Here is a 21,669-nt window from a genome sequence, read left to right on the forward strand (position 1 = left end):
ACACGCAGGCCCTGCTCCTCGGCCTTCGCCTTGGACTTGGAGCCCTCGTGCAGACCGACGCGCACGTCGACGCCCGAGTCACGCAGCGAGAGGGCATGAGCGTGGCCCTGGCTGCCGTAACCGATGACCGCGACCTTGCGGCCCTGGATGATGGACAGGTCGGCGTCGTCGTCGTAGAACAGCTCGGCCACTGGGAGTCTCCTATGTGTGCGGGTGTTGCGCCCCACCGTACGGCGGGCTGGGATAAGGAAGTTGTCGGATCTCGCGATACGAGAGGTCGCGCGAGGTCCTGGGAGCTCGGGTCGCGGGGGTCAGGCCGTGCGGTCGAGCGCCCGCAGGCTGCGGTCGGTGATGGAGCGGGAACCGCGCCCGATGGCGATGGTGCCGGACTGGACCAGCTCCTTGATGCCGAAGGGCTCCAGCATCTTGAGCATGGCCTCCAGCTTGTCACTGGAGCCGGTGGCCTCGATGGTGATGGCCTCCGGTGAGACGTCCACAGTCTTGGCGCGGAACAGCTGGACGATCTCGACGATCTGCGAGCGCGTCTCGTTGTCCGCACGGACCTTCGCCAGGACGAGCTCACGGGCCACGGCGGAACCGGGCTCCAGCTCGACGATCTTCAGGACGTTGACGAGCTTGTTGAGCTGCTTGGTGACCTGCTCCAGCGGGAGCCCCTCGACGTTCACCACGATGGTGATGCGGGAGATGTCGGGGTGCTCGGTGACGCCGACGGCGAGCGAGTCGATGTTGAAGCCGCGGCGGGAGAACAGGGCGGCGATCCGGGCCAGGATGCCGGGCGTGTTCTCGACCAGGACGGAGAGCGTGTGCTTGGTCATCTTCGTACTCCTCTTTCGCTCTCGGCCTCAGTCGTCGCTGTCGCCGAAGTCGGGGCGGACCCCGCGGGCGGCCATGACCTCGTCGTTCGAGGTGCCCGCCGCGACCATGGGCCAGACCTGGGCGTCCTCGTGGACGATGAAGTCGACCACGACGGGCCGGTCGTTGATCGAGTTGGCCTCTTCGATGACCTTGTCCAGGTCCTCGGGCCGCTCACAGCGCAGGGCGACACAGCCCATGGCCTCCGACAGCTTCACGAAGTCGGGGACACGGGTGCCGGCGCTCGGCTGCTTTCCGTCGGCCTCGGGGCCGCTGTGCAGCACGGTGTTGGAGTAGCGCTGGTTGTAGAAGAGCGTCTGCCACTGGCGGACCATGCCCAGGGCGCCGTTGTTGATGATGGCGACCTTGATCGGGATGTTGTTCAGGGCGCAGGTGACCAGCTCCTGGTTGGTCATCTGGAAGCAGCCGTCGCCGTCGATCGCCCACACCGTGCGGTCGGGCCGGCCGGCCTTGGCGCCCATCGCGGCCGGGACCGCGTACCCCATCGTTCCGGCGCCGCCGGAGTTGAGCCAGGTCGCGGGCTGCTCGTAGTTGATGAAGTGGGCGGCCCACATCTGGTGCTGGCCGACGCCCGCCGCGAAGATCGTGTCCTCGGGGGCGAACTCGCCGATGCGCTGGATGACCTGCTGCGGGGACAGCGTGCCGTCGTCCGGGTGGTCGTAGCCCAGCGGGTAGGTGTCGCGCCAGCGGCTGAGGTCCTTCCACCAGGCGCTGTAGTCGCCCGTGTGGCCCTCGGTGTGCTCGGCCTGGACGGCCTGGACCAGGTCGGCGATGACCTCACGGGCGTCCCCGACGATCGGCACGTCGGCCGCGCGGTTCTTGCCGATCTCGGCCGGGTCGATGTCCGCGTGGACGATCTTGGCGTACGGGGCGAAGCTGTCCAGCTTGCCGGTGACGCGGTCGTCGAAGCGGGCGCCGAGGGCGACGATCAGGTCGGCCTTCTGCAGCGCGGTGACGGCGGTGACCGCACCGTGCATGCCCGGCATCCCCACGTGCAGCGGGTGGCTGTCGGGGAAGGCGCCGAGCGCCATCAGCGTGGTGGTGACCGGCGCCCCGGTGAGCTCGGCCAGGACCTTCAGCTCGGCCGTGGCGTGCGCCTTCAGGACGCCGCCGCCGACGTACAGGACGGGCCGCTTGGCGGCGGTGATCAGCTTCGCGGCCTCGCGGATCTGCTTGGCGTGCGGCTTGGTCACCGGGCGGTAGCCGGGCAGGTCCTGGGTGGGCGGCCAGGAGAAGGTGGTCTGCGCCTGCAGGGCGTCCTTGGCGATGTCGACCAGGACCGGGCCGGGGCGGCCGGTGGAGGCGATGTGGAACGCCTCCGCGATCGTCCGCGGGATGTCCTCGGCCTTGGTCACCAGGAAGTTGTGCTTCGTGATCGGCATCGTGATGCCGACGATGTCCGCTTCCTGGAAGGCGTCCGTGCCGATCGCCTTGGAGGCGACCTGGCCGGTGATCGCGACCATCGGCACGGAGTCCATGTGGGCGTCCGCGATCGGCGTGACCAGGTTCGTGGCTCCGGGACCGCTGGTCGCCATGCACACCCCGACCTTTCCGGTCGCCTGCGCATAACCGGTCGCGGCGTGCCCCGCGCCCTGTTCATGACGGACCAGAACGTGCCGGACCCGAGTGGAATCCATCATCGGGTCGTACGCCGGAAGAATCGCGCCGCCGGGAATGCCGAATACCGTGTCGGCCCCGACCTCTTCGAGAGAACGAATGAGGGACTTCGCGCCCGTGACGTGCTCGACGGGAACGGACTGCTGTCCTGAGGATCGGGGCCGCGGCTGCGGATGGTGGGCCCCGGTGGCCTGCTCGGTCATCGGCATTCTCTTCTCGAAGCTGAGGGTTTTTTCGGGGTGTTATGCGGGAGTATGGCGGGTGCCTGTGCAACAAAAAACCCCTCGTGCCGGGAGGCAAGCGAGGGGAGCGCGTCGGGGGTGGTCAGTGGGTGTTTCCGGTGTTCAACCGGTTGATTCCCAACTTCAGCCGACGCGCTTTCCAAGTACGAGAATTCGAGTGGTGCGCATGGCACTGACCCTCCCCCCGGCACGCTGCGTGTGTCAAGTAGGTGGGACAGGGGTCTCATTATGTGAGCGGGGAAAGGCCGTGAGTCCCGACCCTCCGCCCCCCGCGTACGAGGCCGGAGGTCCCCCCGCGAAGACGGGCTCCACCGGTCCGTGCGGCACGGGGTACTGCCCGACCGTGAGGGCGCGGCGCAGCCGGTACTCGTCGAGCGGACCGGAGAAGGCCATGCCCTGGCCGTCGGTGCAGCCCATGGCGCGCAGCGCGATGACCTGTTCCGGCAGGTCCACGCCGTCCGCCACGGAGCGCAGGCCGAGGTCGCTCGCGATCCGCAGCAGCCCGGAGGTGATCTTGTGCAGGCGCGCGGACTCCACGACGCCCTCGATCAGGCTGCGGTCCAGCTTCAGCACGTCCACGGGCAGCCGCCGCAGGGCGGTGATCGCCGCGTAGCCGCTGCCGAAGCCGTCGAGCGCGATCCGGACGCCGAGCCGGCGCAGGGCCGTGAGGCGGCGCTCCAGCTCGTCGAGCGGGACCCGGGGGTCGCTGTCGGCGAGCTCGATGACGAGGGCGCCCGAGGGCAGCCCGTGCCGGGTCAGGAGCGCCTCGATGGAGCCGAGGGGCAGCGAGCGGTCGAGGAGGCGGCGGGCGCTGATGCGGACGGCGACCGGCACCACGTGCCCGGTGTGGGCGCGCGCGGCCGCCTGCTCGACGGCCTCCTCCAGGATCCAGCGGCCCAGCTCGGCGGTGCGGGCGCTGTCCGGGCCGGCTTCACGGCCGTCGCCCGCGTCGGACACGCGCAGGAACTCGGCGGGCGTGAACAGGATGCCCTGGGCCGAGCGCCAGCGGGCCTGGGCGGCGACGGAGGTGATGTCGCCGGTGTCGAGCGAGACCACGGGCTGGTGGAGCAGCGCGAACTCGCCGTCGTGCAGCGCCGAGCGCAGCCGCGTGGCGAGCTCCGCCTTGCGGACGACGTCGGCCTGCATCTGGGGGGCGTAGAGCTCCACCCGCCCCTTGCCCGCGGCCTTCGCGCGGTACATCGCGAGGTCCGCGTTGCGCAGCAACTCCCCCGCGCCGATGCCCTGTTCGGCGAAGGCGACACCGATGGACGCCGCCACGCGGACGTCGTTGCCGTCGATGGCGTAGGGCTGGGAGAGGGTGATTCTCAGCCGGTCGGCGAGTTCATAGATGTGCCGTTCTCTCGCGGCCTGGTCCCTCGTCCCGTCGCCGACGATGAGTGCCGCGAACTCATCGCCGCCGAGCCGGGATGCGGTGTCGCCCGCACGCACCGCCTCCTGAAGTCTGCGCGCCGCCTGGATGAGCAGTTCGTCGCCCGCCTGGTGGCCGATGGTGTCGTTGACGGCCTTGAAGCCGTCCAGGTCGATGAAGAGCACGGCCGTGCCCCGGTCGGTGGTGCGGCGGCCGGTGAGGGCCTGGCCGACGCGGCGCGTGAACAGGGCGCGGTTGGGCAGGTCGGTGAGCGGGTCGTGCTCCGCGTTGTGCTGCAACTGGGCCTGCAGGCGCACCCGTTCGGTCACGTCGCGGCTGTTGAAGATGAGGCCGCCCTGGTGGCGGTTGACGGTGGACTCCACGTTGAGCCAGTCGCCGTCGCCGGACTTGAAGCGGCACTCGATGCGGGTGGTGGGCTCTTCCACGGGGCTCGCGGCGAGAAATCTGCGGACCTCGTGGACGACCCGGCCGAGGTCCTCCGGGTGCATCAGCGAGGCCAGTTCGGAGCCGACGAGCTCCTCGGCCTCGCGGCCGTAGACCCCGGCGGCGGCCGGGCTGACGTAGCGCAGGATGCCGTTCGGCGCGGCGATCATGATGACGTCGCTGGAGCCCTGCACCAGGGAGCGGAAGTGGTTCTCCTTCTGCGCCAGTTCCTGGGTGAGCGTGATGTTGTCGAGCAGCATGATGCCCTGGCGCACGACGAGCGCGAGGACCACCGTGCCCGCCGTGAAGAGCACGACCTGGTCGACGCTGCGGCCGCTGAGGACGTTGTAGAGAATCCCCAACGTGCAGACGGCGGCGGCCAGATAGGGCGTGAGGGCGGCGAGGGACCCGGCGATGGGCCGCGTCGTCGCGTAGCGCTCACGGCCCTCGCCGCGGGCGCCGGCCGTCTCCTCGTCCGGCACGCTCACAAAGCTCTCGCCCTCGCGCGCATGCCCCCAGGGAGCGGCCCAGGGTGCGTACGCCAGGAGCAGTGAACCGGCGAACCAGCCCGCGTCCAGGAGCTGGCCCGAGCGGTAACTGGCGTGCAGCAGCGGCGAGGTGAACAGGGCGTCGCACATCACGGTCAGCGCGAGGGCGCCGATCGCGGTGTTCACCGCCGTGCGGTTGGCGGAGGATCGTCTGAAGTGCAGCGCCAGGACCATGCTGACCAGCGCGATGTCCAGGAGCGGATACGCGAGGGAGAGCGCGGCGTGCGCGACGCTGGGGCCCTCGAACTGCGCGGTGTGCGCGAGCGCGAGGCTCCAGGAGAGGGTGAGCAGCGAGCCGCCGATCAGCCACGCGTCCAAGGCGAGGCAGACCCAACCCGCCCTGGTCACGGGCCGCTTGGCGAGCACGAGAAGGCCGATGATCGCGGGCGGCGCGAAGCACAGGAAGAACAGGTCGGCGAGGCCGGGGCTGGGTACGGGGCGGCGCAGCACCACCTCGTACCACCCCCACACCCCGTTGCCGCAGGCCGCCATCGCGGAGGAGAGCGCGAAGAGCAGCCATGCGGGTCGAAAACGGCTGCGGCGGGTGCGGGAGTAGCGATAGCAGGAGACGGCGGCGGTGGCGGCGGCGATGCTGAGGCCGAAGTCGCCCATGATCAGGGCGACTCGGCCGGATCCCCAGCCGAGCGCGGAGCCCGTGGCGTACCCGCCGCAGATCAGCAGGAGCACGAACTGCGAGACCAGCCCCGAGCCGGAGCGCGGGGGACGGCGGGTCAGCGGGGTCCCGGGCGGCAGTGGCGTGTGCACGCCGCCGCCGTCGAGGACGACGGTCCCCGGGGACACGGAGGCGGGCCGGGCACTCACGTGGCCGCCCTGGTCCGCGCCGCGCCGCGGTCCGCCGGGCCGGTCTGACCCGGCCGGGCCGCACGCCGGTGGGCCGCCCGCTTGCGGCCGCTGTGCCGCGCCCGGTCCCGCGCCGAGAGCCGCTGTGTCTTCGGCGTACTCGGCGCATGCGGCCGTCGGCCACTGGATCGGTAACCGCCGCTCGTCCGGCAGCTCGCCAGGGCCCGCGACAGTAGCCTGCGGCGGTCCCGCCGCGTCGGATGGTTCGCCCATAGGCCGTGCATCGCCCGTCGCCCCCCTCGCAGTCTGAATTCACATCCCCGGCGCCGAACGGTGCACGGCGCAGCCCCTGTCGGGACGATACACCAGTCTCGTCACTCAGGGACATAGTTCCTCTACGCTCCGTGACTGCCAGCGGTGATGCGCACACGGGGCGCACGCGAGCGAGTGCGGAGCGTGCATGAACTGCCCTGGGAGCGGCGGCTATTCGGTTGTCAGTACGACGCCCACGAGCGGCTCCCCGGCGGCGTAGCGGGTGAGTTGGGCGGCGAGCATGCGCTTGGCGCGTGGCCAGAAAGCAGTGGTCGGTCCGCCCACGTGCGGGCTGATGAGTACCCCTGGAGCGTGCCACAGGGGGTGCTCCTGGGGCAGGGGTTCGGGATCGGTGACGTCGAGGGCCGCGGAGAGGCGTCCCGTGTCCAGTTCGGCGAGGAGCGCCTTGGTGTCGACGACGGGACCGCGGGCAACGTTGACGAGCAGGGCGCCGGTTTTCATCCGGGCCAGGAAGTCGGCGTTCACCAGGCCACGGGTCGCTTCGGTGAGCGGCGTCGTGAGGATGACGACGTCGGCTTCGGGCAGCAGCGCGGGGAGTTCGGCCAGGGGGTGCACGGGGCCGCGCTCCGTGGCACGGCCGGAGCGCGCGACGCGCGCCACCCGCGCGCACTCGAACGGGGTGAGCCGGTCCTCGATCGCACTGCCGATTGCCCCGTACCCCACGATCAGCACCGAGCTGTCGGCGAGCGCCCTGCGGAACCCGTTCCGCCACTCCCCCGTGCGCTGTCCCTCCACGAAGTCGGGGATCCCGCGCAGCGAGGCGAGGATCAGGGTGAGGGCGAGCTCGGCGGTACTGGCGTCGTGGACACCGCGGGCGTTGCACAGCTGCACACCCGGACCGAGTGACGGGATGCCCGGTGTCATGTGGTCGATGCCCGCGGAGAGCGTCTGGATGACCTCCAGGGACGTCATCGCGGCCAGCGGCGGTACGACGACCTCCGTGCGCTTGAGGTAGGGCACGACGTAGAAGGCGCAGTCGGCGGGGTCCGCCGGGTAGTCCGGGCCACCGTTCCAGTACCGGTAGTTGAAGCCCGCGGCGGCCGCGTCCGGGAGGCCCTCGATCTCGTCTTCCTCGAACGGAATCCATACGTCAGTGGTCATGACCTGGAGGCTAATCCGCACAGGGCGCGCGTGGCCTCCTCAGGGGCAGAGGTTAGTTTGGGTGACTCCGCGGCGAGAGTGGGAGGGCACGGCAGGTGGAGCGCAGGACGATCGGCGCGGGCGCGCTTCAGGTGGGCGCGGTCGGGCTCGGCTGCATGCCGATGAGCTGGGCGTACACCGGCTCGCAGCAGCGTGGCGACGCCTCGCTGCGGACGCTGCACGCGGCGCTCGACGCCTCGGACCGGGCCCCGGCCCTGCTCGACACGGCGGACATGTACGGGCCGTTCACCAATGAGCTGCTCGTGGGGCGGGTGGTGAAGGAGCGCCGTTCCGAGGCGTTCGTGTCGACCAAATGCGGCCTTCTTGTGGGCGAGCAGCACATCGTCGCCAACGGCCGTCCCGGCTATGTGAAGCGGGCCTGCGACGCCTCGCTGCGCCGGCTGCAGACCGACACCATCGACCTCTACCAGCTGCACCGGGCCGACCCCGAGGTGCCGGTGGAGGAGACCTGGGGCGCGATGGCGGAGCTGGTCGCGGCGGGGAAGGTGCGGGCGCTCGGCCTGTGCGCGGTGGGGGCGCGGGCGGCCCGGCGGCCGGGGACGGCGAGTGGCGGCCGTGGCCTGCACGACGCGACGATCCGGCAGCTGGAGCGGGTCCAACAGGTCTTTCCCGTCAGCGCGGTGGAGGCCGAGCTGTCCGTGTGGTCGCCGGAGGCGCTGGACGCACTGCTGCCGTGGTGTGCGGCGCGGGGTGTGGGCTTCCTCGCGGCGATGCCGCTGGGCAACGGCTTCCTCACCGGGACGCTGACGCCCGGTGAGGGCTTCGAGCCAGACGACGTGCGGGCGCGCCACCCCCGCTTCACCGCCGAGATGATGGCGGCGAACCAGCCCCTGGTGGTGGGGCTGCGGCGGGTGGCCGAGCGGCACGGGGCCACTCCCGCGCAGGTCGCCCTTGCGTGGGTACTGGCGCAAGGGCGTCAGGTGGTGCCCATTCCCGGCGCCAAGCGGGAGCGGTGGGCCGCGGAGAACGCGGGGGCGGCCGAAGTGGTGCTCTCCGAGGGGGACTTGGCGGAGCTGGCGGGGCTGCCGGGCGCGCTGGGGTCGTGGGACTGACCCGTACGCGCGCGCCGGGAACGAGAACGGGAACGGGAACCTTCCGGGCCGGTCCCGGTGTATGAACAGGTGAGCGCCGCGCGCAGCGCCCGGTGCCCTGCCCAGCGAAGGGAACCTGATCGTGTCGCGTTCTCAACTGTCCGCCGCAACCGCCGTGTTGGCCGCCGCCACCCTGCTGCTCACGGCGGGCTGCTCGTCCGGCGACGGGGACGGCGACAGCCCGCGCAAGGGCACCGCGTCCGGGCCCTCCGCCTCGCGTACGCCGTCGGGGAAGCCGAGTGGGAAGGCGCCCGCCGGGAAGGGGTCCGTCGAGGTCACGAAGACTCTCGCCAAGGGGCTGAAGTCACCGTGGGGGCTCGCGCCGCTACCCGGGGGCGACCTGCTGGTGTCGTCGCGGGACGAGGGCACGATCACCCGGATCGACGGGGAGAGCGGCGCGACGACCCCGGTGGGTTCCGTGCCCGGGGTGGCGCCGGGTGGCGAAGGGGGTCTCCTCGGGATCGCGCTGTCCCCGTCGTACGCCTCCGACCACATGGTGTACGCCTACTTCACCACCGAGTCGGACAACCGCATCGCCCGCATGATCTTCGACGAGAAGAAGCCCGAGGGGCAGCAGCTCGGTGCGCCGGACACCATCTTCAAGGGCATCCCCAAGGGCATGATCCACAACGGCGGCCGGATCGCGTTCGGGCCCGACAAGATGCTGTACGCGGGGGCCGGGGAGACCGGCGACCGGGGCCTCGCCCAGGACAAGAAGTCGCTCGGCGGCAAGATCCTGCGGCTCACCCCGGACGGCGAACCCGCCCCCGGCAACCCCTTCGGCGACGACTCCCCCGTCTACTCCTACGGGCACCGCAACGTTCAGGGTCTCGCCTGGGACGAGCAGAAGCGGCTGTGGGCCTCGGAGTTCGGGCAGGACACCTGGGACGAGCTCAACCAGATCAAGGCGGGCGACAACTACGGCTGGCCCGAGGTCGAGGGCAAGGGCGAGGGTGACGAAGGAGAGGGTTTCCACGCGCCGGTCGCACAGTGGAAGACGTCGGACGCGTCGCCGAGCGGGGTCGCCTACGCCGAGGGTTCCGTGTGGATGGCGGGGCTGCGGGGCGAGCGGCTCTGGCGGATCCCCGTGCGGGGCGTCGAGCCGGGCAGGGCCGAGCCGCAGGATTTCCTGAAGGGGAAGTACGGGCGGCTGCGGACCGTGGTCGCGGCGGGCGGGGACAAGCTGTGGCTGGTGACGAGCGAGACGGACTCCCGGGGGACGCCCGAGAAGGGGGACGACCGGATCTTGGAGCTGAAGGTGAAGTGAAGTGAGGTGAGAGGGGGCGGGCCGGTGGTGGGCCCGGACGGCCTCGTCCTCAATCGCCGGACGGGCTGGAAGGGTCCCCGTCCTTCGCCGGTGGCCTGACTATGACCTTCCCCGAGGACAGGTCGATCGGGCCCCGGCCCGGGTCGTTGTCGCCCGCGTCCTCGCGGGTCAGCTCCAGGCGGTTCTGCTCGTCCTCGGTGTGCTTACGGCCGGGCGCGAAGAGCTCCTCGAACGCGTTGAACACGGCGCCTCCTCGGGCCGAGTGGGTCTCTCCAGCGTAAGTGAGACCGGACAAAGGCCCGACGCGAGGTCGAAGGGGACAGCTGAGCCGCAGGTCAGGACGGGTCCGGGGAAGGAGAAGGGAACAGGTGGAGGCGGTGGGCCAGGGCCGCTGCCTCGCCGCGGCCCGTGACGCCGAGCTTGGCGAGGATGTTCGACACGTGCACGCTCGCCGTCTTCGGGGAGATGAAGAGCTCCTCGGCTATCTGGCGGTTGCTGCGGCCCGCCGCGACCAGGCGCAGCACGTCCCGCTCGCGGCTGGTCAGGCCGAGTGCCTCGGCCGGGTCGGCGGGCTGTGCCGGGGACTCGGCGGCGCGGGTCAGGCTGAGCCGGGCGCGCTGGGCGAGCGCGGTGACGGACTCGGCGAGGGGGCGGGCGGCCAGCTCCTCGGCGACCGCCCCGGCCAGGCGGAGCAGCTCGGTGGCCCGGTCGCGGTCGTCGGCGGAGGGTGAGCCGGGGGCGGCGAGCAGGGCGTGGGCCTGGCGGTGGCGCACCTGGGCCAGGTCGTAGGGGCGCTCCAGGGTCTCGAACGCGGTGACCACGTCGGCCCAGAGCTCCGGTTCGTCGAACCCGTCCGCGCGCCGCAGCTCGGCGCGGACCCACTCGGCGTACGCGATCCAGAGCGGATTCGGTGTGGTCAGGGACTTGGCGGCCGTGCGGATGCGCGCGACGGCGGCGGCGCGGCCCTCCTCGGCGGCGGGCAGTCCGCGCGCATCGGCCTCGGTCGTCGCCGCGGTGAGCAGGAGCGGCCAGGCATAGCGCTGCTGGGTCGCGGGGAGGTCGCTGGTCAGGGTCTCCTCGAGGAGGGCGCGGGCCTCCAGGGGGCGGCCGCGGCCCGCGGCGATGCCCAGGGCGATCGTGGCCAGGGGCAGGTAGTACTGCGGCATGGGGTCGTGGATGCCGTACTGGCCGCGGGCGGCGTCCAGTTGGGCCTCGGCCTCGTCCAACTCGCCACGGCCGAGCGCGACGTAGGCGAGCTTGACGGCCGCGGAGCCGCGGGGCTTGGCGCTGAGCGCGGTGCGGCGCACGGTGCTCGCCGCCTCGACGGTCTCGGTCCAGCGGCCGAGGGAGAACAGCGACTCCGTCTTGTTGGCCAGGACCCAGCCCGCGGTGTCCAGGAGGCCGTGCTCGCGGCAGCGCGCGTACCCCTCGTCGCACGCCCGCACCGACTCCGCGTGGCGGCCCGCGCTCTCCAGGGCGGACGGGAGGTTGACGTGGATGTGGCTGACCTGCGCGACCAGGCCGAGTGCGAGGGAGCGCTCGCGCGCCCCGTACAGCTCGGCGATGCCCTCGTCGACGGAGCCCGCGTCGACGAGGAGGCCGCCGAGGGTGATGCGGGCGTTCTGTTCCACGTTCTCCGCCTTGACCATGCGGGCGTAGTCGACGGCCCGCTCGGCGGCGGCGAGGGCCTCGGGGCCGGGGTTGTGCAGCATGCCCCAGGACGCGACGTGGGCGAGGACGTCGGCGTGCACCTCGGACGGCGGCAGGCCCCGCACCAGCTCCTGGGCGGTGGCGGTCTCCTCCCAGCCGTCGCCCCGGGCGAGCGAGGAGACGAGGCGGGCGCGCTGGATCCAGAACCAGGCGGCGCGCAGAGGGTCGCGGCCGTCCTCCAGGTACCGCAGGGCGCGCTTGGTGATCTTCAGCGAGCGTTCCTTCTCGCCGCCGTGCCGGCCGGCGACCGCGGCCTCGGCCATCAGGTCCAGGTACTCGAGGGGCGTGGCGGGGTCGCAGCCGCAGGAGGGGTACGCCTCGGCGTAGTCGACGGGGCGCAGCGCGGCGCGGGTCTCCTCGGGGGCGTCGTCCCACAGCTCCATCGCCCGCTCCAGGAGCCGCAGTTGCTCCGCGTACGCGTGGCGGCGGCGGGCCTCGACGGAGGCGCCGAGCACGGCGGGCAGGGCCTTGGCCGCGTCGTGCGCGTGGTACCAGTACGTGGCCAGGCGGGCGGCGCGCTGGTCGGCGGCGACCAGGGCCGGGTCGGCCTCCAGGACGCCGGCGAAGCGGCGGTTGATGCGGGAGCGCTCGCCGGGCAGCAGGTCGTCGCTGACGGCCTCGCGCACCAGGGAGTGGCGGAAGCGGTAGCCGTCGCCGTCCTCCGACGCGAGCAGGATGTTGGCGCCGACGGCGGCCCGCAGCGCCTCGATGAGGTCGTCCTCGGAGAGCCCCGCGACGGCGGCGAGCAGCGCGTACTCCACGGTCGAGCCGCCCTCGGCGACGAACCGCGCAACTCGCTGGGTGTCCTCGGACAGCGCCTCGACGCGGACCAGGAGGAGGTCGCGCAGCGAGTCGGTGAGCGAGGCGCAGTTGCCCTCGCTGCCCGTGGCGACGGCGAGCTCCTCGACGAAGAAGGCGTTGCCGTCCGAGCGGTGGAAGACGTCGTCCACCAGCTTGGGGGCGGGCTCCGCGTCGAGGATCCCGGCCATCTGGCGGGCCACCTCGTCGCGGGTGAAGCGGGCGAGCTCGATGCGGCGGACGGTGCGCAGCCGGTCCAGCTCGGCGAGCAGGGGGCGCAGCGGGTGGCGGCGGTGGACGTCGTCGGCGCGGTAGGTGGCGAGCAGGACGAGGCGGCCGCCGCGCAGGGTGCGGAAGAGGTAGGCGAGCAGGTGGCGCGTGGAGGTGTCGGCCCAGTGCAGGTCCTCCAGGACGACGACGAGGGTGCGGTCGGCGGCGAGGCGCTCCAGGAGGCGGGCGGTGAGCTCGAAGAGGCGGGCCGTGGCGTCCTCGCCGCCGCGTCCCGCCGTCACGTGCGGGGCGTCGCCGAGCTCGGGCAGGAGCCGGGCCAGCTCGTCCTCCTGGCCCTCGGCGGCCGCGGCGAGCTCGTCCGGGAGCCGGCGGTGCAGGGCGCGCAGGGCGGTGACGAAGGGGGCGAAGGGCAGTCCGTCGGCGCCCAGCTCGACGCAGCCGCCGACGGCGACGACGGCGCCGCGCGCGCGGGCGGCGGCGGTGAACTCCTCGACGAGGCGGGTCTTTCCGACCCCGGCCTCGCCGCCGAGCAGCAGCGCCTGGGGTTCGCCCGGGGCCGCGGGGGAACCCTCGGCGCGGGCGAACGCATCGTTCAGTACGCCCAGTTCGTCGGCTCGGCCGACGAACACCGGGCTGACGGACCTGGTCTCCACACCCGGGAGCATCGCACAGGCCGCTGACATCGCGGTACGGCCTGTCCCAGAAGACGAGACCGGGGCCAGGACGGGAACGGACGGGACCACAAGGGGCGGGACCGGGACGGACGGGACCACGACGGACAGGATCGGGACGGACGGGACCGCAACGGACGAGACCGGGACGGCGGTGGGCCGTCCCGGTCTCGGTGCTGGTGACGCTGGTGACACCGGTGTCGCTCGGGTCAATGGGCTGCCCGGCGTCCCCGTCTCCATCAGGCGGCCCGTGTGAACCGGGCCCGGCGGAGCAGCGGTGCGCTCACCCGCCCCTCCGCCTCGTGGCGGGCCGAGCGGCGGGCGGTCCTGCGCCCGTCCCGGGCCTCGCGGACCAGCCGCTGGTGGTCGGCCTTGAGGGCCTGCTCGGCGGTGCGCAGCTGGTGCAGTTCGTACTCGAACATCTTGTTCCCCTTGGGTCGGTCCCGGTATCGCGGTTCCGTTCTCCGCGATGCCTCAACTTTCCCGTCCCAGGGGGGTGCGCCACATCGGGCGAGTGCCTCATGTTGCGGGGGTGGGGTGCCTTAGATCCCGCGTACGCGGGCGGGGACCGCCTTAGAGGGTCCTGGGGACCCCCCTTAGCTGGTCGACGGGAGCCCGAGCAGCAGGTCCGTGTACTTGGCGATGGCGAGCAGCAGCCCGAGCACGCCCAGGGCCACGCCCGCCCAGGCCACCGACTTGATCCAGGGGGCCTGCGGGCGGCCGGGGACGCCGAACGCGGGCCGGGCCAGGACGACGACGCCGACGACGAGGGCGGCGAGCGCGAAGGCCCCGGCGTACAGGGCGGTGGCGTGCCAGGCGTCGCCGTACAGCGCCTCCACCTGCTTGCCGACGCTCGCCGACTGGGCGGTCTTGAGCTGGCCCATCAGGTTCTCGCGCGCGGAGGCGACGGTGCCGATCCAGCCTCCGGAGAGGCCGATGACGCCGAGCGCGGCGGCGACGACGGCCGCGGCGCCCTGGCCGACGCCGGGCGTCTTGGCGGGGGCCGCGGACTCGACGAGCTCGTCCTCGGTGTCGTCCTCGTCCTCTTCCAGGTCGGCCGCGGTGCCGGCGGCGTCGCCCTTGGACACCTCGACCGCGGCGTCCGCAGGCTCGGCCGCCTCGTCCTTGGCCGCCTCGTCCTTGCCCGCTTCGTCCTTGGCCGTCTCGTCCTTGGCCTCGGCCTCCGTGGCCTCGGCGTCCTTGGCGGTCTTGGCGGCCTCGTCAACTGTCTTGGTTCCCATGCTCCGCACCGTACGGACGGAGTCTGAGAAGTCCCTTACCGTTTCTGAGAGTTCCCTTAACGGGCGTCCTGCTCGGCCTCCCGGGCCGCCTTCCACTCCGGCGCGAGCACCGACCAGACCTCCATGTCATGGCGGATTCCCTGCCACGGGAAGCTCTCGCGCAGGACGCCGTCCTTGGTCATGCCGAGGTTCTTGGCGACGCGGATGCTGGGCGTGTTGCGGGAGGAGACCAGCCACTCCACGCGGTGCATCCCGCGCTCGTACACGGCCCAGTCGATGACGGCGCGCGACGCCCGCCGGGCCAGTCCGCGCCCGGCCGCCGAGGGCTCCAGCCAGATGCCGACCTCGCAGGTCTCGTTCGGCACGTCGAAGATCCGGAAGAGCACGCCGCCGACGAGCGCCCCGTCCTGCCGGATGCCGTACAGGCGCCCGGTGTCGGCGGCCTGCTTGTCGGCGTAGGTCTGGAGGATCCTGCGCGCCGACTCCAGGTCCTCGGCGAGCACGGTCAGCGGGACCCAGGCGCCCGCGTACTCCCGCGAGCGGTCGCACAGGGCGAGGAGGTCCGCCGCCTGCCAGGGCTCGAAGGGCCGCAGCTCCGCGCCGTCACCGAGAGATATCGCGAACATGCTCCAAGTCCTCCACGCGGTCGATTCCGTCGATCGTCTGCGCAGGGATCTTCGCATGGGCCTGGTGGGCCTGGCGGCACTCCGGCGGCTCGATGCTCAGCCGCGGCAGCCAGCGGTCGAGGCGTCGCGGCAGCCACCAGTTGGCGCCGCCGAGGAGGTGCATGAGCGCCGGGACGAGCAGGGTGCGGAGCACGAAGGCGTCGAGGGCGACCGCCGCCGCGAGGCCGATGCCGAACATCGCGATCACGCGGTCGCCGCTGAGCACGAAGGCCAGGAAGACCGAAATCATGATCACGGCCGCGGAGTTGATCACGCGGCTGGTCTCGGCGAGGCCGACCCGGACGGCGACGCGGTTGTCGCCGGTCTCCAGCCACTCCTCGTACATCCTGCTGACCAGGAACACCTGGTAGTCCATGGAGAGCCCGAAGAGGACCGAGACCATGATCACGGGCAGGAAGGGTTCGATGGGGCCCGCCCGGCCGAGGCCGAGCAGCTCGCTCCCCCAGCCCCACTGGAAGACGGCGACGACGATCCCGAAGGCGGCGGCGACCGCGGCCACGTTCATCGCGGCGGCCTTGAGCGGTATGCCGACCGAGCGGAAGGCCAGCAGGAGCAGCAGACAGCCGAGGCCGATCACGACGCCCACGAAGAGCGGCAGCTTGCCGACGATGATCTCCGCGAAGTCGTCGTAGCCGGCGGTCACGCCGCCGACGTGCAGGTCGAGCGAGGTGCCGGACTCGGCCCGCGGCAGCACGTCGTCGCGCAGGTGGCTGACGAGCTCGCTGGTCTGCTGGGACTGCGGGGCGGAGGTGGGGACGACGGTGAGGAAGGCGGCGTCGCCGTTCGCGTCGTAGGTGACCGGGCTGACGGAGGCGATGCCCTCGGTCTGCTTCAGGGTCTGGCCGAGGGTGTCGAGGGCGAGCCGGTCGGACGGGTCGTGCACCTCGGTGACGAGGGTGAGCGGTCCGTTCACGCCCGGTCCGAAGCCGTCGGCGAGCAGGTCGTACGCCTGCCGTGTGGTCGACGACTTGGGGTTGTTGCCCTGGTCGGAGGTGCCGAGGTGGAGCGAGAGCGTGGGCAGCGCGAGCAGGGCCATCACGGCGACGGCGACGGCGCCGAGCAGCTTGGGGTGGCGCTCCACGAAGGCGGACCAGCGGGCGGCGAGGCCGGTGGGGAGCTCCGGCTGCGGGCCCTGTTCGGCGAGGCGGCGCCGCTCTCTGCGGCTGAGGGCGCGCGGCCCGATGTACGCGAGCAGGGCGGGCAGCAGCGTCACGGAGGCGGCGACGGTGAGCACGACGGTCAGGGAGGCGGCGATCGCGACGCCGTTGAGGAAGCTGAGGCGCAGGATCAGCATGCCGAGGAGGGCGATGCAGACGGTGGCGCCCGCGAAGACGACGGCCCGTCCCGTGGTGGCCACGGCCCGCTCGGCGGCTTCGGCGACCGGGAGCCCGCGTTTGAGGCCCTTTCTGTGCCGGGTCACGATGAACAGCGCGTAGTCGATGCCGACGCCGAGCCCGATGAGGGTGCCGAGCATCGGCGCGAAGTCCGCGACGGTCATGACGTGCCCGAGCAGCACGATCCCCGCGTACGCGGTGCCGACCGACACCAGCGCGGTGGCGATGGGCAGCAGCGAGGCGGCGAGCGAGCCGAAGGCGAGGAAGAGGACGACGGCGGCGACGGCCACGCCGACGATCTCGGCGGTCTGGGCGTGCTTGGACTCGGTGAGCCCGACGGCGCTGCCGCCCGCCTGCACCTCCAGGCCGTTGCCGGCGGCCCCCTGGGCGAGGTCGACGACGGCCTGCGCGTCGGCCTTGTCGATGTCGGTGGCCTGCTCGTGGAAGGTGACGGCGGCGTAGGCGGTGCGGCCGTCCTGGCTGATCTGTCCGGCGCCCTCGTCCCCGTAGGGGCTGGTCACGGAGGCCACGGCGGGCAGGTCCGCGATCTTGTCGAGGGCGCGGGTCATGGTCTGCTCGACGTCGGCGGCGCGCACGGTGCCGCGTTCGGTGTGCCAGACGATGCTGCCGCTGTCGCCGCCGAGGCCGTCGAAGCCCTCGTTCAGGAGCTGTGCGGCGCGGCCCGACTCGGTGCCGGGGACCTCGTAGTCGTTCGAGTACGCGGCCCCGGCGAGCGAGGCACCGGCGGCGGTGCCGCCGAGGGCGAGGAGCCAGAGCAGGACGACTACGAGGCGGTGCCTGACGCACCACCGTGCGAGTGCGGCCACGGTCTGCTCCCGGGTGGTTCATGGAGATGGTGGATCTTTATCGGGAACAGCCGAGAACGAACCGAACGACCCGCAAAGACACTTGAGGACACTTGAGCGATGCGCTGACACTCTTGCACCCGGTAGAGATCCTTTGTCCCTTTCGTGGGCTTACTCACAAGTACGTGCGGGGGCTCACATCTCTGTGGGTGCGAGCCCCCGCCCGCGCATGCCTTTGGCCTTGCGATGACGGGCCTTTCGGCGCGACGACGGGCCCTTCGGCCTCAGCCGGAGACGCTCGCGCGCCCGTTCTCGATGTGTCCCATCAGGCGCCGCCGGAAGCCGGTGTCGCCGTGTGCGGTGACCTCGACGTCGTACCAGCCGTGCTCGGCGGCGGTCGGCCAGGCCAGGGTGCGGCTGCTGCCGGCCCGGACCCGCACGACGCGCGTCCGCGCCCTTATGTCCCCTTCATCCACATATCCAAGGGGCTTGACGGTGAAGACGATCTCCTTGCCGCCCCGGTTGGCCACTGTGACGTGGATCTCGCGGCGGCTGATCGCCGACGTCACCTCGGCGGTGGTCCGCCGCGAGCCCGCGAACTCGCGCCGGAAGCCGTTCGGCCCGGTGACCGTGAAGGCGTACGTGTCCCCCGGCACCGGCACGGTCCAGGTGCCCTTGCGGGCGACGTCCTGGTGCTGCGGGCGGGCGAACTCACCCGCGTACGGGTAGAGCGCGAAGTGCGCGCTGGAGCGGCCGCCGTTGCGCAGCCGCACCACGAGCCCGCCGTCGGCGCCCGCCCGTACGTCGGCGTCCGGCTGATAGGGCAGCGGGCGGGCGGGGCGGGTGCCCGGCTCCTGTCGCGGCATGGACTGCTGCGCGGGCGGCTGCGGGGCCCAGCGGCCGCTGAACTCCGGGATGGCGCCGGGCTGTTCGACGGCGGGCTGTCTGCGGGCCCGGCCGAAGTCGAAGGCGCCGGTGAGGTCGCCGGTGACCGTCCGCCGCCAGGCGCTGATGTTGGGCTCCTTCACCCCCGTCCACTTCTCCAGGAAGCGCACCACGGAGGTGTGGTCGAAGACCTCCGAGCAGACGTAGCCGCCGACGCTCCACGGGGAGACGACGAGCATCGGCACCCGCGCCCCGAGCCCGGTGGGCAGCCCCTCCCAGCGCTCCTCCTGGTCCACGGCGGAGTCGGTGCCCGGCACGGGCGGCGGCACGTGGTCGAAGAAGCCGTCGTTCTCGTCGTAGTTGATGAGGACGACGGTGCGGCGCCACACCTCGGGGTGCGAGGCGAGGGCGTCGAGGACCTTGTAGACGATGGTCGCGCTGTGGATGGGCGAGGAGACGCTGGGGTGCTCGGAGTCCTGCGCGGACGGCACCAGATAGCTGACCTTCGCGAGCTTCCCGGCGGCGACGTCCTTGCCGAACTCCTCGGCGAGCTTCCCGGTCGGCACGCGCCTCAGGCCCCGCTCGAAGAGCGACCGCTCGCCCTTCGTCAGGGCAGCGACTCCCTTGTCCAGGGCGGCGAGCAGCGTGGTCCGCTCGGCCTCGTCCTTGGCGTCGCGCACCTTGGCGTAGAACGCCTCCATGTACGTGAGGTCGCCGAGCCCGGCGCCCGCGAGCGCCTTCTTCGCGATGGCCTTGAAGGTGGTGAAGAACTCGATCTGGTTGTCGGTGAAGTTCTCCCACTCCGTGTACGTCTGCCAGCTCACGCCCGCCTTCTCCAGGCGCTCCGCGTAGGTGCCCCAGCCGTAGCCGGGGTGCTTGCCCTCGTCGTACGCGTCGTTGCCGACGGCCCGCTTGCCGTTCGCCTCGTATCCCGTCTTCCCGCTCCACAGGTGGTTGCGGTTGGGGCTGGTGGAGGTGTGGATGGAGGAGTGGTAGGCGTCGCAGACCGTGAAGGTGTCGGCGAGTTCGTAGTGCAGCGGGATGTCCTCGCGCGTGTAGTACGCCATGGTGGCGGCGGTCTTGGCGGTGATCCAGCCGTCCATCCAGCCGTCGTGCCACGCCGTGGCGCCGCCGCTCCAGGAGTGGTCGAGGGCGCCGATGTACTGGAGGTCCTTCTTCTGCGCCGCGGCGGCCGCGCGCACCGGGAAGGGCAGGATGGTGCGGAGCACGCCGGGCTGCTCGAACACGGGTCTGCCGCCGGGGAGTTGGATCGCGGCCCGGTCGCCGAAGCCGCGGACGCCGCGCAGGGTGCCGAAGTAGTGGTCGAAGGAGCGGTTCTCCTGCATGAGGATCACCACGTGCTCGACCGAGCCGAGGCCGCCCTTCGGGGGTTCCTGCGCGAGGGCCCGCTGCAGCGAGGGCGGCAGGAAGGACCCGACGGCGGCGGCGCCGAGCGCGCCGCCGCCGATGGCCATGAGCCGCCTGCGCGACAGCTCGGTGGCTGTGCGCTCGGATTCGGCTCCACGCTGCTCTGCGGTCACGTCCCGACCTCCCAGTCGTGTTCAAAGGTTTGTTGCTGATCCATTGAGGTACGGCCGGGACGCTATTCACTTCATGTGGCGAGGGGAAGACCCCGGGACGACTTGAAGGTGAATTGGCGTCAGCACGAGGCTTTGAGCCAGGACGTGTACGGAGGCGGTCCGTTGACCCGCCCGTCCACCGGGCGGCAAAGTGTCGCACCGTCAACTTCATATCTCTGGGGGGAACTTGAACAGCATCGGCCACTTCATCGGGCCGGACTCCGCTCCCGACCGCTATCGCCTGCTCAACTCCATCGGCCGGGGCGGCGAGGCCGTGCTCTACCGGGCGGAGATCCAGCTGGACGGGGCGCCGGAGACCGTCGTCGCCAAGGTGCTCGACTCCGGCACGACCCTCACGCCCGACCAGTTCGAGCGGCTCAGCACCAAGTGGAACGAACAGGCGGAGCTCCTGCGCTTCGTGGGACGGCCGGGCGTCGTCGGCGTGCGCGAGCACTTCGAGGGGCCGCCCCTCCACGGGGCCGGGCAGGCGTCGACGGCCGCCGGGCGTGCGCTCGTCCTCGTCATGAACCACGTCGACGGCCTCGACCTGCGCGACTGGCGCGCCGAGCGGACCCTCGCCACGCACCAGGAGCGGCGCGAGGTGAGCCGCGCCCTGGAACAGCTCGCCGACGTCCTGGACTGGCTGCACTCCGGCGGCGCGACACCCTCGGGCCGCCCGGTCGTCCACGGCGACCTCTCCCCCGGCAACGTGATGGTGGACGCCCACGGCCAGGCGACGCTCGTCGACTTCGGCCTGAGCAAGCTGACGGCGGACCACCAGACGGCGGAGGTGTGGTTCACCCCGGGGTACGCGGCACCGGAGGTCTTCGAGGGCAAGCGCACCCCGAACACCGACCGCTACGCGTTCGGGGCCCTCGCGTACTTCCTCCTGAGCGGCCAGTCACCGCCCGGCACCCCGGAGCAACTCCGGGCCGCGTACGACCGGTTGCCCCAGGTCGCGGCGCTCCCCCCGGACCGCAGGGAGCGCGTCCTCGCCCTCTGCGCGACGGATCCGGCGGGGCGGCCGGAGAGTCTGCGGGCGTGGGTGAAGGATGTGCGGGACGCGGTGGTGTCGACGACGGGGCCCGCTCCGGGCACGGTCCTCGACGCGGTGCCGCCGCAGCCCACGGCGGCATCGGTCACGCAGCGCCCGCCCACCGAGGTGACGCAGGCGCTGGTGACGCAGGCGCTGCCGCCGTCACCGCCGCCGGGCACCGCGTTCCCGGCGGCGACACCCCCGTCGGCCCCGGCCCCGGCGAAGAAGTCCCGCTCCGTCCTGGTCCCCGTGCTCGCGGTGGCCCTCGCGGCCGCGCTGGGCGGCATCGGCGTACTGGCCCTGGCCAAGGACGACGACAAGGCGGGCGGCGACGCGAAGCCGGGGCCGACGGTGACCGTGACCAAGCCGTCCGGGCAGGGCGGGGGTTCGGGGGACGACGGAGCCGAGACGTCGGCCGGACCGAGTGACGGCGCGAGCAATCCCGGGGAGGTCGCGGCCGCGGACGAGGAGTCGCTCACGGAGCACTCGCCGGTCGACGGCGACGAGACCCTGAAGACCCAGAGCGCCTCGATCGACAGCATCGACTACGACAACGCGCTGGTCAGCGAGGTGGACTCGTGCAACGGCTACGCGGAGTACAACCTCGACCGGTCCTGGTCGACCTTCGACGTCGTCGCGGGCATCGAGGACTCCTCCAAGGACTACTCCGCGCGGCTCGACATCAAGATCGACGGCAAGTCCCTCTTCGGCGGCAAGCTCGACCTGGGCAAGCCCCAGAAGCTGTCCCTGAAGGTCAAGAACGGGCTGCGCCTGACCATCAACTTCGCCGACCTGAACGGCAATTGCGACATGGGCGTCGTCGCCCTCGGCAAGCCCACGCTCAAGAAGTGAGAACGCGGAGGGGCGGGGGGCCGCAAAGGTGGGCCGCCCCCCCACCCCGAACAGCTAAGCACCGGGACGCAA

General features: G+C 72.0%; 14 protein-coding genes and 1 pseudogene. 3 read left to right on the forward strand and 12 right to left on the reverse strand.

What is annotated here, in order from left to right; translation table 11 throughout:
• From ACFWYM_RS38620 to ACFWYM_RS38640, 5 genes and pseudogenes are all read right to left on the reverse strand, one after another.
• Positions 1–191 (reverse strand): annotated as a pseudogene (locus tag ACFWYM_RS38620) (ketol-acid reductoisomerase); the annotation flags it as partial.
• Between the two features lie 120 nt (positions 192–311).
• A complete protein-coding gene (gene ilvN, locus ACFWYM_RS38625; protein ID WP_384848158.1) occupies positions 312–836 on the reverse strand; it encodes an acetolactate synthase small subunit in 525 nt (174 codons plus the stop codon).
• 27 nt (positions 837–863) lie between these two features.
• The gene (locus tag ACFWYM_RS38630) at positions 864–2,720 is read right to left on the reverse strand and encodes an acetolactate synthase large subunit (RefSeq protein ID WP_384848161.1); all 1,857 of its coding nucleotides are present in this window, start codon (positions 2,718–2,720) and stop codon (positions 864–866) included.
• Between the two features lie 234 nt (positions 2,721–2,954).
• A complete protein-coding gene (locus ACFWYM_RS38635) occupies positions 2,955–6,188 on the reverse strand; it encodes a putative bifunctional diguanylate cyclase/phosphodiesterase (RefSeq protein WP_384848164.1) in 3,234 nt (1,077 codons plus the stop codon).
• Between the two features lie 210 nt (positions 6,189–6,398).
• Complete coding sequence (locus ACFWYM_RS38640) at positions 6,399–7,349, reverse strand: 2-hydroxyacid dehydrogenase (RefSeq protein WP_384848167.1); 951 nt, start codon at positions 7,347–7,349, stop codon at positions 6,399–6,401.
• A gap of 95 nt (positions 7,350–7,444) precedes the next feature.
• On the opposite strand from ACFWYM_RS38640, the gene ACFWYM_RS38645 reads away from it, so the two are divergent.
• Positions 7,445–8,461 (forward strand): aldo/keto reductase, encoded by a 1,017-nt coding sequence (locus ACFWYM_RS38645; RefSeq protein ID WP_384848170.1) that lies wholly within the window; start codon positions 7,445–7,447, stop codon positions 8,459–8,461.
• Between the two features lie 121 nt (positions 8,462–8,582).
• A complete protein-coding gene (locus ACFWYM_RS38650) occupies positions 8,583–9,767 on the forward strand; it encodes a PQQ-dependent sugar dehydrogenase (RefSeq protein ID WP_384848173.1) in 1,185 nt (394 codons plus the stop codon).
• A gap of 49 nt (positions 9,768–9,816) precedes the next feature.
• Here the strand turns inward: ACFWYM_RS38650 and ACFWYM_RS38655 are convergent, their stop codons facing one another.
• From ACFWYM_RS38655 to ACFWYM_RS38685, 7 genes are all read right to left on the reverse strand, one after another.
• Positions 9,817–10,011, reverse strand: a complete 195-nt coding sequence (locus tag ACFWYM_RS38655) for a DUF6191 domain-containing protein (RefSeq protein ID WP_384848177.1) — start codon at positions 10,009–10,011, stop codon at positions 9,817–9,819.
• Positions 10,012–10,102: 91 nt separating this feature from the next.
• Positions 10,103–13,171, reverse strand: a complete 3,069-nt coding sequence (locus ACFWYM_RS38660; protein ID WP_384848320.1) for an AAA family ATPase — start codon at positions 13,169–13,171, stop codon at positions 10,103–10,105.
• A gap of 245 nt (positions 13,172–13,416) precedes the next feature.
• Positions 13,417–13,599 carry a hypothetical protein gene (locus tag ACFWYM_RS38665; protein ID WP_384848180.1) on the reverse strand — a complete coding sequence of 61 codons (183 nt, stop codon included), beginning with the start codon at positions 13,597–13,599 and terminating at the stop codon, positions 13,417–13,419.
• Positions 13,600–13,773: 174 nt separating this feature from the next.
• Complete coding sequence (locus tag ACFWYM_RS38670; RefSeq protein ID WP_384848183.1) at positions 13,774–14,418, reverse strand: hypothetical protein; 645 nt, start codon at positions 14,416–14,418, stop codon at positions 13,774–13,776.
• 56 nt (positions 14,419–14,474) lie between these two features.
• The gene (locus tag ACFWYM_RS38675; protein ID WP_384848186.1) at positions 14,475–15,044 is read right to left on the reverse strand and encodes a GNAT family N-acetyltransferase; all 570 of its coding nucleotides are present in this window, start codon (positions 15,042–15,044) and stop codon (positions 14,475–14,477) included.
• Positions 15,022–17,265 (reverse strand): MMPL family transporter, encoded by a 2,244-nt coding sequence (locus tag ACFWYM_RS38680; protein WP_384848190.1) that lies wholly within the window; start codon positions 17,263–17,265, stop codon positions 15,022–15,024. Before ACFWYM_RS38680 ends, ACFWYM_RS38675 begins: the two co-directional genes overlap by 23 nt.
• Before the next feature lie 263 nt (positions 17,266–17,528).
• Positions 17,529–19,670 carry a phosphocholine-specific phospholipase C gene (locus ACFWYM_RS38685; RefSeq protein WP_384848193.1) on the reverse strand — a complete coding sequence of 714 codons (2,142 nt, stop codon included), beginning with the start codon at positions 19,668–19,670 and terminating at the stop codon, positions 17,529–17,531.
• Between the two features lie 226 nt (positions 19,671–19,896).
• Between ACFWYM_RS38685 and ACFWYM_RS38690 the strand changes: the two genes are divergently transcribed.
• Positions 19,897–21,597 (forward strand): protein kinase, encoded by a 1,701-nt coding sequence (locus tag ACFWYM_RS38690; protein ID WP_384848196.1) that lies wholly within the window; start codon positions 19,897–19,899, stop codon positions 21,595–21,597.
• The last annotated feature ends 72 nt before the right edge of the window (positions 21,598–21,669 follow it).

The sequence above is a fragment of the Streptomyces sp. NPDC059009 genome (genome assembly GCF_042740175.1).
In the GTDB taxonomy this organism is placed as follows: domain Bacteria; phylum Actinomycetota; class Actinomycetes; order Streptomycetales; family Streptomycetaceae; genus Streptomyces.